Origin of the sequence: Thermogemmatispora sp., from assembly GCF_042408735.1 — a bacterium.
Taxonomy (GTDB): Bacteria; Chloroflexota; Ktedonobacteria; order Ktedonobacterales; family Ktedonobacteraceae; genus Thermogemmatispora.
Genome location: NZ_JBHOQV010000178.1, coordinates 21791 through 38728, shown reverse-complemented (window position 1 = coordinate 38728; position 16938 = coordinate 21791). Strand labels below are relative to the sequence as shown.

General features: G+C 61.9%; 11 protein-coding genes. 3 read left to right on the top strand and 8 right to left on the bottom strand.

Annotated features, from left to right (window positions below):
• Positions 1-77: 77 nt before the first annotated feature.
• From mfd to ACFMO7_RS19165, 8 genes are all read right to left on the bottom strand, one after another.
• A complete protein-coding gene (gene mfd, locus ACFMO7_RS19200) occupies positions 78-3581 on the bottom strand; it encodes a transcription-repair coupling factor (protein WP_376797102.1) in 3504 nt (1167 codons plus the stop codon).
• A gap of 457 nt (positions 3582-4038) precedes the next feature.
• Positions 4039-5535: an aminoacyl-tRNA hydrolase gene (gene pth / locus ACFMO7_RS19195; RefSeq protein WP_376797101.1), complete on the bottom strand. Its 1497-nt coding sequence runs from the start codon at positions 5533-5535 to the stop codon at positions 4039-4041.
• Positions 5536-5956: 421 nt separating this feature from the next.
• Positions 5957-6607 carry an RRXRR domain-containing protein gene (locus ACFMO7_RS19190; protein WP_376797111.1) on the bottom strand — a complete coding sequence of 217 codons (651 nt, stop codon included), beginning with the start codon at positions 6605-6607 and terminating at the stop codon, positions 5957-5959.
• Between the two features lie 340 nt (positions 6608-6947).
• Entirely contained in the window at positions 6948-8144 is a 1197-nt protein-coding gene (locus ACFMO7_RS19185; RefSeq protein ID WP_376797100.1) for a metallophosphoesterase family protein, read from the bottom strand.
• Between the two features lie 228 nt (positions 8145-8372).
• Entirely contained in the window at positions 8373-9410 is a 1038-nt protein-coding gene (locus tag ACFMO7_RS19180; RefSeq protein ID WP_376797099.1) for a D-alanyl-D-alanine carboxypeptidase family protein, read from the bottom strand.
• 112 nt (positions 9411-9522) lie between these two features.
• Positions 9523-10986 carry an Asp-tRNA(Asn)/Glu-tRNA(Gln) amidotransferase subunit GatA gene (gene gatA, locus ACFMO7_RS19175; protein WP_376797098.1) on the bottom strand — a complete coding sequence of 488 codons (1464 nt, stop codon included), beginning with the start codon at positions 10984-10986 and terminating at the stop codon, positions 9523-9525.
• 3 nt (positions 10987-10989) lie between these two features.
• Positions 10990-11280, bottom strand: coding sequence for an Asp-tRNA(Asn)/Glu-tRNA(Gln) amidotransferase subunit GatC (gene gatC / locus ACFMO7_RS19170; RefSeq protein ID WP_151726858.1), 291 nt, complete (start codon positions 11278-11280; stop codon positions 10990-10992).
• A gap of 217 nt (positions 11281-11497) precedes the next feature.
• Positions 11498-11797 (bottom strand): acylphosphatase, encoded by a 300-nt coding sequence (locus tag ACFMO7_RS19165; protein ID WP_376797097.1) that lies wholly within the window; start codon positions 11795-11797, stop codon positions 11498-11500.
• Between the two features lie 362 nt (positions 11798-12159).
• Here ACFMO7_RS19165 and ACFMO7_RS19160 point away from each other — a divergent pair, with 362 nt between their 5' ends.
• From ACFMO7_RS19160 to ACFMO7_RS19150, 3 genes are read left to right on the top strand one after another with little or no spacing between them, the layout of a single operon-like run.
• On the top strand, positions 12160-13131 hold the full coding sequence (locus ACFMO7_RS19160; protein ID WP_376797096.1) for an AAA family ATPase: 972 nt from the start codon (positions 12160-12162) through the stop codon (positions 13129-13131).
• 3 nt (positions 13132-13134) lie between these two features.
• Positions 13135-14358, top strand: coding sequence for a DUF58 domain-containing protein (locus ACFMO7_RS19155; protein WP_376797095.1), 1224 nt, complete (start codon positions 13135-13137; stop codon positions 14356-14358).
• 1 nt (position 14359) lies between these two features.
• Positions 14360-16858: a DUF3488 and DUF4129 domain-containing transglutaminase family protein gene (locus tag ACFMO7_RS19150; RefSeq protein ID WP_376797094.1), complete on the top strand. Its 2499-nt coding sequence runs from the start codon at positions 14360-14362 to the stop codon at positions 16856-16858.
• Positions 16859-16938 lie beyond the last annotated feature (80 nt).

Below are 16938 nucleotides of genomic sequence, written 5' to 3'. Positions count from 1 at the left end.
CATCCTCCCTCCTCCTGTCGCCTATCGGAGGGTGCTCTCCGCCGCTGAGTCGGCCAGGCAGGCCCGTGCAGGGCAGCTCAGGCCGCCGTGGTCATCATCGGCAGCAGCTCGCTGAGTTGCTGCAGCCAGTTAGGCCCCAGCAGGCGCCGTGGAATGCGAATGACGCCTTGCTGGACCCGCGCCTCGTTGCGGAAGCGGTGGTAGAGAGCAACGCGGTTCGGAATCACCGAGCGTCTCACAGTAACTACCAGCTCATTATTTTTCAGCGAGATGGTTTCGATACCCTGGTGAGCCGCCTCGATCTTGAGCCGGATGAGCGTGAGCAGGTTCTGCACTGGAGGCGGCGGGGCCCCAAAGCGGTCGGTCAGTTCGGCAGCGATGGCTTCTACCTGTTCATGGGTGGTGAGACTGGCCAGGCGCTGGTAGAAATTGACCTTCAGGGTACGATCCCCGATATACTCATCCGGCAGGTAAGCATCCAGCGGCAGGTCGATGGTGACCCCAGGTACGCCTGTCTCTTCTTTCTTGCCCTGCAGCTCTTGTACTGCCTCGGCCAGCAGCTTGCAATAGAGGTCGAAGCCCACCGAGTTCATGAAGCCCGACTGTTCAGCTCCTAGCAGGTTACCTGCTCCGCGCAGCTCCAGATCCTTCATTGCGATCCGGAAGCCGGCTCCCAGCTCGGTGGCCTCGAAGATCGCTCGGAGGCGCTTCTCCTGCAGCGGCGTCAGGCGGGCCTCCTTGTTGTAGAGGAAGTAGGCATAGGCCTGCTGTGCCGAGCGTCCCACGCGGCCCCGCAGTTGGTAGAGCTGGGCCAGTCCAAAGTGGGCTGCGTTATTGACGATGATGGTGTTGGCGTTAGGAATGTCCAGCCCGTTCTCAATGATGGTTGTTGAGACCAGGACGTCGTACTCGCCGTTGGCGAAGCCCAGCATAATGCGCTCCAACTGCTCTTCGTTCATCTGGCCGTGAGCCACAGCGATGCGCGCTTCGGGCACGAGCTGCTGCAGCTTCTGGGCAAGCATCTGGATGCCAGCGACGCGGTTGTGCACGAAGAAAACCTGGCCGCCGCGGTCAAGCTCGCGCAGAATGACCTCGCGGATCAACCCCTCGTCGTATTCGCGAATGGCTGTCCGAATCGGCAGTCGTTCCTGGGGAGGCGTCTCGATCACGCTCATGTCGCGCAGGTTGACCAGGGCCATGTGCAGCGTGCGCGGAATCGGCGTGGCCGTCATGGTCAAAACATCGACTTCGGTGCGCAGCTGCTTGAGACGCTCCTTGTGCATGACTCCGAAGCGCTGTTCCTCGTCGATGATGAGCAGGCCGAGCTGGAAGAAGACCACGTCTTTCTGCAGCAGGCGATGGGTGCCAATGATGATGTCGACCTTCCCCAGGGCCAGGTCTTCCAGGATACGCTTCTGCTCCTTTTCGGAACGGAAGCGGCTGAGCAGCTCGACGCGCACGGGATAGGGTTTGAGGCGCTCCTTGAAGGTGTTGTAGTGCTGGAGGGCCAGCACGGTGGTGGGCACGAGAACCGCCACCTGGCGTTGGTCCAGCACAGCCTTGAAGGCGGCCCGCAGCGCTACCTCGGTCTTGCCGTAGCCCACATCGCCGCAGACCAGGCGATCCATAGGCCGAGGACGCTCCATATCGGCCTTGACCTCTTCGATGGCCTGCGCCTGATCGGGCGTTTCCTCATAGGGGAAGGCGTCCTCTAGCTCCTTGAGCCATGGCTGCTCGGAGTCGGGAGGAAAGGCATGGCCCTCGGTGGTCTCGCGCAGACTGTAGAGCCGCAGCAGCTCGCGCGCAATGTCCTGGACGCTCTCTTTGACGCGCGCTTTGGCCCGTGTCCATTCGGTGGTGCCCAGTTTGCTCAGAGCTGGGACGGCCTCCCCCATGCCGATATAGCGTGTCACGCGGTCGAGCTGATCGGTCGGGATGTAGAGCTTGTCGTTGCCCGCGTAGCGGATCAGCAGGTACTCGCGCTCGACACCGGTCAGATTCATTCTGACCAGGCCCTCGAAGCGCCCGATGCCATGCTCCTGGTGGACAACGTAGTCGCCAGGATTCAGCTCGGCCAGGAAGGATGCCGGGGTGACTGGGCGACGTCGCTGGGTTGGGCGACGCTTGGACCAGCCGAAGACCTCGGTGTCGGAGTAGACGCTTAGCCCCAACGCTCGCGACTGCCAGCCCTCCGCCAGGTGCCCCTGGATGAGGGTCAGGCTCCCCTCGGCTGGCACCTCCCTGATACTGGTACCAGGACTGACGTGCAGTGGTCCCTCTTCTTCGTTGCTGGCCTCGTCGGCGAATACCTCGGCGAGGCGGCGGGCCTGAGCTGTGATGATGACGATGCGCTCGCGGTTGGCCAGGGCCTTGCGGCAGTCATGAATGAAAGCCCGGATGCGTCCGCCGTAAGAGTTCGCGCTGCTGCAGGTCGGTAAGAGTGGCTCCTGACTGGGAGCCGGCGCTCCGTCGGGCGCGTGTTCACCCACGGCAGCAAGAATGCCCGCGAAGTGGAGCTGGCGACGCTGTTGCAGGCGAAGGTTCAGATCCTCCCAGGAGAAGTGGGCCGGGCGCAGGTGGGCCGGATTCTCGCGCTCCGCTTCCAGACGGGCCTTCATCTCCTGGGCCTGGGCGTCGAGATCGCGAATACGATTCTGGATATGCTCAGGCTCATTCAGAATAACGAGGGCCTCTCTGGGCAGGTAATCGAGCAGCGTGACCGGTTCATGAAGATAAGGGAGGTAGAAAGCGATGTCCTCGAAGGAACGCCCCTGGCGCAGCAGCTCCAGGTCGCGCCGCCAGCGCTCCTCGGCGTCGCGGTGAAGGATGCGCAGATCAAGCTGCTCCAGCTCGCGCGCCGCCTGGGCGCCCCGCGTTGGCAGGGCTTCACGTGCTGGACCGATCAGGCAGCTCGTGAGAGGATTGAGCGAGCGCTGGGTCTCGGGATCAAAGGTGCGCAGCGACTCAACCTGGTCTCCAAAGAACTCGATGCGCACTGGGCGGGCCAGTGTGGGAGGAAAAAGGTCAACAATGCCCCCGCGATGGCTGAACTGGCCAGGTTCCTCCACCTCGGCCACTGGCTCGTAGCCGAGATTGTAGAGATGCTCCAGAAGCAGGGCGAGGTCTAGCTCCTCGCCCTGCTGCAGCTCGTAAAGTGTGCGCTCTAGCTCATAGCGTGGCATCAGGGGCTGTGTCAAGGCCCGTGCTCCGCAGACGAGCAGCAGCTGTGATGCGCCGCGAGCCAGACAGATGAGGGCCTGCATGCGCTTCTGGATCGTCTCGGCGTCGCTGAGCAGACGCTCGTACGGCAGGGCTGCCCGTCCGGGAAAGTAGAGGACCTGGCGACCTTCCGGAGCAAAAGCCGTCAGACTCTCAGCGAGCTGTCGCGCCCCATCTTCATCTGCTGTAATAATGAGTAGCGGCTGCTCATAGGCTGCAGCCAGGGCGGCCATGATGAAAGGGCGAGCTGGCTCTGTGATGGCATCGAGAACCGGTAACCCTTCGGCAGCTCGCAGCCGCCTGAGTAGCCGTTTGAAATCCGATCTCTGGGTCAGTAATGGTAGTAAGCCTTGGAGTGTCAATCTTGCCTCACAACACCGGGTTAGGATTTCTTTCTGATTGTCTGCTGTGTCGCCTGACTGGCTGATGGCTGGCTGAGCGAGCGGGTGCGACCTCTAGAAAGCAACCTGTCCCTCTGACGCCACCTGGTGAAGCGGGAGAAGCAGGCCCGAGCGGAGCAGGCGCTCCCTAGTGTAGCATAGCGTACCTGCCCTGTCGAGAGAGCAGGTCTTCCCGCCACATCGGCTGACTCGATCAGCCAGGCCCCTGCTCCAACTTCATGATCCCCCAGTCGGCAGACCAGGCCAGCCCTGGCTCTGGCTCGGTTGCCGCAGGAGGATTCTCGGAGGCGGGTTCTCCATATGTATTTCTTATAGTTTATCTTATCACAGGAAAGCTGAGCCTGCCAGACAGAGGGAGGAGAGCGAGAGCCGGGCCTATAGTGGTGTCTGGCCGGACGGATAGTCAGGCTCTATCGGTTCAGTTGGGCTTGCTCCCCGGTGCCTCTAGCTGGCGGCTGCGTACGCGGGCGTAGGCCCGTCCGATGGCGGCGCGCAGACGCTGGGCCGAAGCTCGCAGCGCCTCATCGCTGTCGTGGCCAAAGCCACTGGAGCGGGGTGTCCCCCCGATTTCTAGAATAGCAGGACCGGAAAAGCCGCGAGAGAGCAGCTCTTCGCAGTAGCCTTCAATGTCCAGGGTTCCCCGGCCCAGCGGCAGATGATAGTTCAACTCTGGAAGCGGCGTATCGGAGACATGGATCAGCGTCATCCGGGGGGTCAGGGCCAGATAGTCCTGCAAGGCTTCGCGAGGAGTGTGATTGACGTCCCAAACAAGGCCCAGGCCGGGCACCTCTTGGAGCAGGCGAGCGCAGCGATCCGGCTGAGCAAAGAGTCCAGCCGCTGGCTCATTCTGCTCGATCGCCAGCCGGAAGGTCGGCGAGTGGGCCGCAGCCAGAGCCTGAGCCTCCTGCAGAGCGGGCACGAGGCGTTCTTCCAGGGCCAGCAGAGCCTGGGGGCTGCTCGGGGAGGTCGTCAAATGAAAATGCACGCGCGGGCAGGGCAGGCTGTCGATCGCGGGCAGATTGGCACGCAGCGCTGTCGCCAGCGTAGCTCCGCTCGGCGTTGTCCCCAGCTCGGTCAAGGCGAGAGGGATTTCCAAGGCGCAGGCCAGTCTGGCCTCCTGTAGGGCTGCTGCCAGTCTCTCAAAAGGCTCGCCCAGCAGCTGCTCGCTCAGACCCGTCTCTGAACCCCGGAGCTGCAGCCACTGGAAGCCACAGGAGTGGGCGAAGGAGATTTCTTCCCGTAGCGGGCGCCAGTGGGCCGGGAACAGGCGGGCCACCATGCCGACCTGGATGGGGGGGCGACGCGCCTGTTGGCGCTGGCGTTGTTCTTCTTTGCGCTGTCGGGCTTCTGGATCGCTGTTGACCAGGCTCATCGCTGTCTCCAGGCCGCGCGTCAGCACCAGCTCGATTGCTGCCACCGCCTCGTCCTCTGCCCGCTCAAGCTGGCTGCGCTCGGCTGCAGGAGGCGTACCCAGCACATAATCGATGACGCTCATGCGCTGGTTTGCAGGACGCCCGATGCCAACACGCAGGCGTGGGAACTGATCGCTATGCAAGTGGTGAACGATACTCTCCAGACCGTTGTGACCACCGGTGCTGCCGCGAGCACGCAGGCGCAGGCGTCCAACGGGCAGGTCCAGGTCATCGCAAACAACCAGTATATCCTGGGGAGAAAGCCGATACCAGCGGGCCAGTGCCCCCACGGCTTCGCCGCTCAGGTTCATATAAGTGAGAGGCTTCACCAGGATGACCTTCTCTGTTCCCAGCAAGCCACTGGCCAACAGCGCACGACTGCGCTCCTCGCTCCAACGCCAACCCAGCTTCTGAGCCAGCTTCTCAACGACGCGGAAGCCGACGTTGTGACGCGTCGGCACGTACTGAGGGCCAGGATTACCCAAACCAACGATCAACTTCATCAGATTCTGGCGGCGCAGAGACCCCGACCTTCAGGCATGGGGAGGAGCGCCGCTTACCCTCCTTCTTCTGGTATCCATACCCGCCAGGAACATGAAGCGAGTGCAACGGTATCTTCGCGACGGGCGCCTGGGGTGAGCCGTCTCCCGTTGCGCATCGCCTGCAGGCTTAACCGGTTGCCCATCCGCCCGCCGACGTAGCAGAAGCCGAGCTTCCGATGAAGCATCTGTGCTGCGCGGCACAGGCACTGTCCTACCCTGCCGCAGGTGCAGGCTCAAGCGGCAGCGCTGGAGCGGCGCGAGCCTGACAACAAGCTTCCTCCAGTCTGGCTGCGCTTCGCCAACCTCGGAGGTGGCCAGAACCCAGGCCTCGACGGCGTGTGCAAAAGAACGTCTCTCGAAACCGCTTTGTGTCCCAGGCGGATCAGGTGACGACGGGAGCAATCCAGGCACGTTCTCCATAGAACCGGTGCTTGCCGGCTTCCAGCGGGCTGAAGGACGCATTCCAACGCCGTTGTTCTTTGCGGGTTTCGGCTTTGACCTCCTCGACAGCAAAGGTCGTGATGGGGCACAGCCCTGTGAGGAATGTGACAATCCTGAGTTCCCAGCCCCAGCGGACTTTCGCGGACGGCGGAATTGAACCACGGGAACGGTTGAACCGCGGTTTCCGGTTCGACATCTTTCGATCACGCCGGTCCTGCCGCAACGCCTGCCGGGTTGCCATTGCCTTCTTTGCATGCGTGATGGCGTCGGCATCGGCATCAAACGCGTGTGCTTTGGGCCGACAATGCTGAAGTCTTCCCATCTTCCCTGGCCTGGCCTCGGGGACCCCCGGCGGTAGCCGTGGAGTGGTTGACGTTGGGCCGGAATTGATCCCGCGGGCGGCGGACTGCATCGCCCCGTCCGTGTGCTCCAGAAGCCGGATGGAGAAGAAGCCCTTCCGAAAGCGCTGCACCCCCAAGCCCTTGCGGACAAGCTCACTCGCTCTTGCCGGATGACCCGACCTGATGAGAGGCTTTCCATCAGCGGAGAGGACGGGAACATACTGCGTGGAGGTTCCCCTCGCGCTCGCCATTTTGGACAACAATTGCTCTCCCACGCCGCTGGCTGCTGGAGAGACCGCCGACTCGGAAAACATCCGCAGACATCTCGCCTCGCCACGGGCCAACGACTCAGCCGCCCTCCAACGCCCCAAAACTCCGTCACCGGGTCTGGTTGCCCGGCCAGGCCAGTCTTTCATGGTCGGTGACCGCCTTGCAGTTCCGGGACCGGCAAAACCGCCACTCCTGTAAGCCCCTACCTTTTTTAGGTATAGAGAACTTCGCTTAATGGTGATTTAGCAAACTTCGTTATTGTTTTGAGAGAGAGCCGATCAGGAGAAGAGCAACGCAAGGACGGACAATCTCCGGTTCAGGCTAGCGACCGTAGGCCAGGCGTACGGCCAGGTACTGGGGCAGACCGGCCTTGATGATCTTCTCCTGCGTTTTCTTAATGTCGTAAGGCACCCGATAGAACTCGAAACCGGCTTCAGTATCGTAGATCATGAAAGCGGCGCGTGGATCGCCGTCGCGGGGCTGCCCCACACCGCCGGGGTTAATGATTGCCCGATAGCCGGCAGGCGGGTCCCAGTGTCCTTCTGGCGGAGTCAGCATCTCATTAGTGACCCTGATCATGCTCTGACTGAGGCCGAGCAAAGCCAGCAACTCCTCGATCTCGCTATTGAGACGATCCTCGGCGCTCAGAATCTCCTCCTCAGAAGTTCGTGACTCGATCGCCTCGAGCGCCGCCACAATATCGGCATAAGCCTCCGGCTGTTCATCGGGCTCGGAGCTGAGCGAAAGGTCGGTGTTGGGTGAGGTATCATCGGCTGGTCCGAGGTCAGGGGTAGCGGCTTCCCGGGCTGCCGCTGGCACGGCGGCCTTCATAGCGCTCTCCTGGTGGGCCTCCTCCGTACCCGGGGCCTTCGCTGTCAGGCTCTCTCCCTTCTCCTGGCGAAGAGAGGCTGGCTGCTCTGGGCCAGAACCACCGGTCGCGTCTGCTTCAGTGGCGGCTGTGGCAGTGGCCGTTTCCTGCGTGCGCTCCCCGGAAGCGTCGATGTCACCGGTCCCGGCCTTACTCACACTCATCGGCTGCTGGAAGATCACTGGAATATGCGTATGGCCCACGAAACAAAAGCGGCTCTCAAAATGCTGGAAACTGCGCTCGGCCAGCACCTCGGAGGTCAAGTACTCCCAGAGAGGGCCGTAGGGGCTTCCGTGCACGAGCGTCACCTCACCGATATCGAGGCGTTCGGGCAGGTTGGCCAGAAACTCGCGATGCTCCTCCGTCAACTGCTGAGCGGTCCACTCGGCGGAGATGCGCGCGGCGGCGCTAAAGTCGTCAAGGTCGATCTTGTTCACCGCGGCCCAGTCGTGGTTGCCAGCGATGATCACATCGGTACGCTCGCGCAGCAAAGAGATGCAGGCGTTGGGGTCGGGACCATAGCCAACCAGGTCCCCCAGGAACCAGATCTGATCGATGGGTTTCTCTTTAGAGATCTCATCGATCTTTGCCAGCACTGCTTCCAGTGCTTCCAGGTTCGCATGTATATCGCTGAAAACGGCGTAACGCATTGCTATCCTTTGTGCCAAAGGTTAGTGCGAGCATGGTCAGGTCGTAAAGCTTATTCTATCATGTTTATGTCCACCTTACCAGTACGTCTTGCCAGCCAGATAGGCCAGAATCTCGCGCTGCCCGGCAAACCTGGCTGGGCTGGATGGAGCGCAAGACCTGGCCGAGTCCTCCGCCGCTGGCCTGCCTATCTATCTGCCTGCACCTCATGTCCGGCAGGTAGGGCAGGACTAGAGTGGAGGTGGCAGAGAGGAGCCGGGAGGCTGCTCGGGCAGGGAGAAGCCCCAGTCAAGGAGGCGGCGGGCGTCCTGAAAGCGGGCCTCGGGACTGGAGGAATGGAGGACCACCCCGAGCAGGTGGTGACCGTTGCGCGTAGCCGAGAAGACCAGGCAGTAGCCGGCCTCGCCTGTAAAGCCTGTCTTGATTCCTGTCACCCCTGGATAGGTCCCCAACAGCTCATTGGTCGAGGTCCAAACGTGGGCCGGATGATCGGCGGTTGCCGGCAGCGAATAGGTGTACGTGCCCACGATCTGAGCGAACAGCGGGATGTTCATGGCGTAGCGGGCCAGGCGCACCAGATCGAAGGCCGTGGTATAGTGGTCCGGAGCCGGAAGGCCATCGGGATTAGCGTAGTGCGTCTGAAACAGATGTAGCCGCCAGGCGAAAAGATTCATAAGAGCTACGAACTTCTCTGGCGACCCTGAGATGCCATCGGCGATGGCGATCGCGGCGTCATCTCCCGATGGCAAAAGCAGCGCGTAGAGCAGTTCACGCAACGTCAGGCGCTCTCCCACTTGCAAGCCGGCGTTGCTCCCATCGTTGTCGCGGGCCTCGTTCACCGCATCGGCCCCGACCGTAATCTCCTGATCAAGGTGGCCGACCTGCAAGGCGATGACCGCCGTCATGATTTTGGTTGTGCTGGCCATCGGACGGGGGACCTCGCCGTTGATGTCGGCCAGGATGCGGTTGCTGTCGGCATCCACCAGCATAGCCTCGGAGGCAGTGAGCGAGGGCGGCGAACCTCGCGGCGTCAGCACGGGAGCCAGGGTCGGTCTCGGGGTTGGCGAAGGCAAAGAGGAAGTTGTGGTCGGCGTTGTCGCTGTCATAGCATTACCTGCCTGCCCGCCTCCCCAGGAAGTAAAAGCCAGCAAAGAGGCCCCGATGGCAATACAGGCGGCCAGGACCAGAAGGAGTGCCGCCAGGATGCGACTGGCCAGAGGTGACAGACCTGAGAATGTGGGACGGGAACGAGGCTGCTGTTGTGACAATGCGAGGCTCTCCTTCCTCACGTTGCGCCCGTGGGTAGAGGGCAGCCGGGATATGGGCAGACAGTCAGCCAGCTCTGGTAGCCAGGCCGACTATCCGGGCTGCTCTCTCCCTCTATAAGGCTGGGCGCTGAGTATGATAGTCTGTCACACGCTGGAAAGCGTCGGCCACGCGCAGAATGGTTGCCTCGGCAAACGCATTGCCAAGAATCTGCAAACCCACGGGCAGGCCCTGGCTGAAGCCGCCAGGAATAGAGATGCCGCAGATCCCGGCCAAATTGGCTGGAATAGTGAAGACATCGTTCAGATACATCTGATAGGGATCAGACAGCTTCTCCCCCAGCTTAAAGGCCACTGTTGGCGAGGCCGGACTGACCAACACATCGCACTGCTCAAAGGCGCGCTCGAAGTCCTGAGCGATCAGCGCACGCACCTTTTGGGCCTGCTTGTAGTAGGCATCGTAGTAGCCGGCGGAGAGCACGTACGTGCCCAACATGATGCGCCGCTTGACCTCTGGCCCAAAGCCATACTGGCGGGTTTTATCGAGGGCCTCCCACATATCGCTGGTATCGCGATAAGAATAGCCATACTTGACGCCATCGTAGCGAGCCAGATTAGCGCTTGCCTCGGCGGGGGCAATGATGTAGTAGGCGGCAACTCCGTAGCGAGTATGGGGGAGCGAGACCTCGCGAATTTCGGCTCCCAGGGCGCGCAGGCGATCGATAGCCTCCTGACCAACGCGTGCTACGCCAGGCTCCATGCCGGGGGCTTCCCAATATTCCACGGGCACGCCGATGCGCAGGCCACGAATCTCGCCAGTCAGCTCCGCTGTATAGTCCGGCACGGGGACGGGTGAGCAGGTCGAGTCGCGTGGGTCGGGGCCGGCGATTACCTGCAACAGCAGGGCGGCATCGCGGGCTGTACGCGCGAATGGGCCAATCTGGTCCAGCGAGGAGGCAAAGGCAACCAGGCCGAAACGCGAGACGCGGCCGTAGGTGGGCTTCAGCCCTACCACGTTGCAGAGCGCCGCTGGCTGGCGAATGGAGCCACCGGTGTCGCTGCCCAGGGCTGCCGGAGCCATGTCGGCAGCCACCGCCGCTGCCGAGCCACCGCTACTGCCGCCGGGCGTGCGCTCCAGATCCCATGGGTTATGCGTCGGGAAAAACGCCGAGTGCTCGGTCGACGATCCCATTGCGAACTCATCCATATTGGTTTTTCCCAGCATCACTGCCCCGGCGGCGGTCAGGCGCTCCATAACCGTCGCGTTGAAGGGAGGGCGGAAATGCTCTAACATGCGCGAGCCGCAGGTTGTGGGAATATCCTTGGTGCAGATCACATCTTTAATGGCCAGCGGGATGCCTGTCAGGGGAGTAACCTGCTCGCCGCGTTGCAGGCGCTGGTCGGCCTCTTGGGCCTGTTGGAGAGCCAGATCTGCCGTGACCAAAGTAAAGGCCCGGATGCGCGCATCAAGGGCTTCGATCCGCTCCAGGAAAGCGCGCGTCAGCTCAAGCGAAGAAATCTGGCGCTGGCGCAGCAGCGTGGCCGCCTCGCTCAGCGTTAGCTCATGCAAAGCGCTCATCGGCTAGGACTCCTCCAGCACAGCGTTCACCTTCAGACATTGCTCCTCCTGATCGGGGGCGTTGGCCAGCAGCACCTCCGGGGGATAAGAGGGGCCAGGCTCGTCCTCGCGCATCACGTTCGTCAGGCGCGAGGCATGGGCCAGAGGAGAGACCCCGCTCACGTCGGCCTCGCGCAAAATGGCCATGTGCTCTAGAATACTAGAGAGCTGTTGGCGGAACAGCTCAACCTCCTCGTCGCTGAGGCCGAGCCGGGCCAATTGGGCAATGTGGAGTACCGTTTCTCGATCGATCAAACCCCGAGCCTCCTTCAACTCTAACTGACCTGGTGATCGGTTTGGTCTTCTTTTTTTAAGAACGGTCGGTTGATAGATGTATAGTGGAAGCTTCAATGAGCCAGGATAGAGACGACCAGCGGAGCCGCGCCGGCCGTAGGCCCCATCCATAAGGAAGACGGTAGAGGGCGGCGCTCTGCTGCCCCGGGCCAGGGCGGGCGGGACAGCCAGAAGTGGGCTACCAGCGGATATGGAAGCCACTCAGTGGCTCACTGGCCTGGCGCCAGTCGACACGGACCTCATGGACCTCGGCGGCGGAGGGGCCACGGTGCAGCAGGGTCAACAATCGTTCCAGGGCGATACGCGGGCCCTGGGCCAGGACCTCCACGCTGCCATCGGCCAGATTGCGTACGTAGCCGCGCAGGCCCAGAGCCGTGGCGTGATGCATGACAAACTGGCGGAAGCCAACTCCCTGGACATAGCCCAGGACGCGGGCGTAGAGTTCTTGCCTCTCGTTGTCCTGTTGCATGGCTTTCATGATACCATACTCACCCCTGTGAGGATAGTCCCTTTCTCTGGAACAGGACGGATGGCTCAGTCCGCTCCCAGCCGCGGCTGATCCGCGGTTGGGCAGCAAGCAGGTCCCTTCCTTCAGCCAAAATTCAGCAATCTTTGCTAGACTGACAACAGATTGCAATCGTTGCTCCACTACCAACGTTATTATAGAAGAAAAACGGAGGCAAACGCTGCAATGGTCACCAGCCTGTCGCTCAGGGAAAGAGGTGAGCAAGGTGAGCGTCCGAAACAGACCGGTATCATCCAGAGCGGGCGTGTGGTACACTAAAGCGGGTTAACCTGTTTCCGGATTTGGGCCTCCGCGATCTGATCGGAGAGTAGAGCATGCAGTCAGTACAGGATCTCGCCGCTGCTGTTCAGCGAGTGATTCGTAACGTTGAGAGCGTCATTGTTGGCAAGGCCGAAGCTGTGACCTTTACCCTGATCGCCGTCATCTGCCGGGGCCACGTCCTGATCGAGGATGTACCTGGCGTGGGCAAGACGGTGCTTACCAAGTCCATAGCACGCTCGATCGGCTGTAGCTTCAAGCGCATCCAGTTCACCCCTGATTTGCTGCCCAGCGACATCACGGGCGTCTCGATCTATAATCAGAAGACGGGCAACTTCGAGTTTCGTCCCGGGCCGATCATGGCCCAGATCGTGCTGGCCGACGAGGTAAACCGCGCCACACCCAAAACGCAGTCGGCCCTGCTGGAAGCAATGGAAGAGTCGCAGGTCACTGTCGATGGCCGAAGCTATCCGCTGCCAGAGCCGTTCATGGTTATGGCTACCCAGAATCCCATCGAATATGAAGGGACCTTCCCTCTGCCCGAGGCTCAGCTTGACCGCTTCATGATGAACATCAGCCTGGGCTATCCTTCCCCCGCCGACGAGATCAACATTCTGAACAGTCAGCAGCACCACCACCCGCTGGAAGATCTGCAGCAGATTATGACGGCGGAGGAGCTGCTAGAGATACAGAAGCAGGTCCGTGGCATTCACGTCGATCAGTCTATCCGCGAGTACATCGTGGCGATCACTAACGCCACGCGCAGTCATGGCAACATCTATCTGGGGGCCAGTCCGCGCGGCTCGCTTGCCCTGTTCCGTGCCTCGCAAGCGCTGGCGGCCATCCGGGGGCGCAGCTATGTGATCCCTGACGACGTCAAGCTCATGGTCAAGCCGACGCTGGCCCATCGGATCATCGTCACCCCGGCGGCCCGGGTGCGGGCGGTGACCTCCTCGGCGATTCTGGACGAGATTCTGCAGACGGTGCCAGTTCCTGGGGCCTGGGTTGGAGGGGGGAAGGCGCGCTGAGCCATGCGGAGCTGGCAGACCATTTTTCTGGTCCTCCTCATTGTGGTGACTGGCTTTCTGGCCATCAGTAGTGGCTGGAAAGCGCTCTACGTGGTCACCTATGTCCTACTGGCCGTCTTCCTGCTCTCGCTGCTCTGGACCCATTACAGTCTGCGCGGACTGGTCTTTCATCGCGCGGCCCCCTTTGGACGGGTGCAGGTGGGCGATACCTTTGATGAGCGCCTGATGTTGGACAATGTGAGCGTCTTCCCCAAGCTTTGGGTCCAGATCGTCGATGGCTCGACCCTGCCCGGCCACCGTGCTGGCTATGTCGCCAGCATGGGAGGGCGCAAGCGCGCCCTCTGGCGGGCACGTACGATCTGTCGGCGCCGGGGGCGCTACCAGCTTGGACCCGTTATCGCCAGCAGCGGTGACCCCTTCGGCCTCTTTCGCAGCCATCGTCTACTCTCGCCCGCCTACGAGATTCTCGTCCTGCCGCGTGTCATCCCCCTGACAAGCTTCGCCTTTTTTACTGGGGGACTGCCTGGGAAGGGTCGCAGCACCCGTCGCGCCCTCCATACCACAACGAACGCCACCACTATTCGGGAATACGTGAGCGGCGATTCGCTCAACCGCATTCACTGGCCCTCAACGGCGCATTATAATAAACTGATGGTGAAGGAGTTCGACCTTGATCCGGCGATGGATGCCTGGATCTTCCTTGATCTCCATCAGGCGGTGCAGGCGGGCGAGGGAGAGGAATCGACAGAGGAGTACGCCATTACGATTGCGGCCTCGCTCGCCGTCTATCTGCTGCGTCAGGATCTGTCTTTGGGCCTGATCGTCAACGGCGAGCGCCGAGAGTTCCTGGCGTTGGATCGCGGCGAGCGCCAGATCGAGCGCGTGCTGGAGCTGCTGGCCGTGGTCCGGGCCGGTGCGGGACCGGACCTCAAGGAGGCCCTGGCGCTCGATGCGCTCCATTTTGGCCGCAATACGGCGGCCATCGTGATTACTCCCTCGACCTCGCGCGATTGGCATGAGGGGCTGAGGCACTTGCGTCGGCGCGGGGTCCAGGTGGCCGTCGTTGGACTGGAGGCCGCTTCTTTCGATGAGCGGCCCGCCGACGAAGATACCTGGACCTTGCTGGAAGGCGAGGGAGTGCCTGTGCTACGCATTAGACGTGGCGACTCGCTGGCGGAAGCGCTCGAACGCGGCCCAAGCGTGCGCTCTCTCCAATGGAGGTCTTGATATGGGCCAGGCCACTGCTGATCGTTTCTCTCGGCTGTTCTCAGAGTCTGAGCCTCGCCCGAAGCGGGCAAGGTCGCCTGTCCCCGAGAAGCCAGGGCTGAGTTGGTCCTCGTTCAAGGATCTCTTCCGTCTCGAAGAGGGCTACTTCTCCCTCGTGCTGGTGACCGTGGTGGTCTATAGCACGATCTGGTCGGTCCAGGTGGCCGCCTGGGTGGCTCATCTGGAGGTGCTGACTCTGACGACCGCTCTTGGCCTGCTATTTGGCCTGATAGCCGTACGCCAGCGCTGGCTCTCTTCCTGGCTTGTCCAGCCCCTGGCTCTGGTGCTTGGCCTGCTGATCGCTTACTGGCAGACCGCCACCGCCGACTTCAATGGAAGCTTTGCTCTCCTCTGGGCCGCCTTGCGGGCCTGGCTGGCCGTCGCTCTGGCCGGGGGCACAAGCAGCGACGATTCGATCTTTCTCTTCTTGATCACTGCTCTCAGCTTCTGGCTGGCCTATGCCAGCGTCTGGCTGGTCTATCGGGCCCGGGTGCCGCTGGTGATGATCTTGCTCGACGGGGCGGTCCTCCTCATTAACCTCAGTAATGTGCCTGTTGGCTACCTGATCTTTCTCTTTGTCTTTCTGTGCGCTGCCCTCCTGCTCCTGCTGCGCTTCTCGCTCTTCGAGTCGATGCGCCGCTGGAAACGGCTTGGCCTGCGTTGCGCCGACGATCTGGGCTGGGACTTCATGCAAGCCGGCCTGCTTGTCTCGCTGGCGGTGGTCATTCTCTCCTGGGTTCTACCGGGTAGCTATGTCAACGCCGATGCTGCCCAGATCTGGGACCTTGACAGCAACCCCTGGGTTCAGGTCGAGAATGCCTGGAACCGCCTGATTGCCGTCAATGGGGGAGTGATCCCGGCGAATCGAGGCAACTTCACCAACTCGCTGGTCCTCGGCGGCAACCCACACCTCAATAGCGACATCGTCTTCCGAGTGACGAGCAGTGAGGGAGGACAATACCTTGCCTCGCTGGCCTATGACACCTATGACGGGCGCGGCTGGTCGACGAGTCCCACCTATAGCATTGCCCTGCCAAAGGGTCAGCAGATTCCTCCCGAAGGTACACCTGTGCACGTCGTGACCTTGCAGATCACGGTGGTCAATCCCCCAGGTGAGCAGCAGCCCTATCTCTTCGCTCCCTGGCAGGCGGGCCAGCTTGATCAGCCCTCGGTGGTGTTGGTGAGCAGAAACACCACCAGCATCGTGGCCGTGCTGCGCAAAGGAGCAAAGCTGGCGGCGGGCGATCGCTACACAGTTCAGTCCTACGTCTCCTCGGCAGATGTCAAGACCCTGGAGTCGGTTCCCTTCCCCTCGGAGGCCCCAAAGCTACCAGCCAACTACGAAGGTCCCTTGCCGACAAATTACTATGATCCCTCCATTCTGCAGACCTATCTGCAGTTGCCTCCGCATCTCGATCCGAATATTCGCACCCTGGCCGAACGGCTTACCGCCAGCGCCCATACGATGTACGACAAGGCAGTCGCTCTGGAAAACTACTTCCGCAGCTATACTTACTCGGTCGATGTCCAGCTACCACCCGGCGATGAACCGGTCTCCTGGCTGCTCTTCCGCAGCGACCACCGGGCTTTCTGCAACTACTTTGCCACGGCAATGGCAGTCATGGCGCGCGAGCTTGGGATGCCGGCGCGCGTCGTGACCGGCTACGCGCCGGGCGAGTACGATACCACCACTCATCAATGGGTGATCCGTGGCACGCAGGCCCACGCCTGGACCCAGATCTACTTCGCCGGCTACGGCTGGATCAATTTTGAACCTTCGCCTGGCTTCCCGAGCTTTACGCGCCCATTGCCCAATCAGTACAGTTCCTCAGACAACGGTTCGACGATCACCTCTAACCCGGGAACTTCGCCCAACGTGCCGACGCCGCGCCGCCTTCCCTTCCCGAACGATGAGACCGCAACGGGAGGGACCAGCTCCCAGGAGAGGGGCCTGAGCTGGCAGCAGTCGCTGAGCTACTTCGCACTGAGCCTTCTCTTCGCTCTGGCCTGCCTGCTCATGCTCTTCGCCATCTGGTGGCGACGGCTCTTCCGCCACCTCCGCCTGACGGCCCAGATCTATGGGCGCATCTGCTTGTTGGCGGGCTGGGCCGGCCTTGGCCTGCGTCGAGCAGAGACGCCACACGAGTATATCCACCGCCTCAGCCATGTCGCCCCCGAGCAGGCGCCGCTCTTAGAGCGCCTGGGGGACCTCTACGTGCGCGACCTCTGGGCGCCACCCGGCAGCCCGGAGCACCCCGCTTCCTCGGGCGAAATGCGCGAGGCGCCGGCTCTCTGGCGCCAGGTTGAGCCGCGTCTCTTCCTCTACCTGCTGCGCCATCCCTATGTGCTGGGCAAGCTACCGCTGCAACTCATCCGCTGGCTCTGGGAGCATCTGCGCTCTCTCTGGGGCAGAAGACGCTCGTTTGAGCTGCCGACGCCGTCGGCCCTCGAGGACCTCTAACTGGCTTGCGGAGAGGAAGGCTGGGCGGGTCAGAGGCACTTGACCTGCGCTTCCTCTTCCGTTAAACTGTACTATGCCAC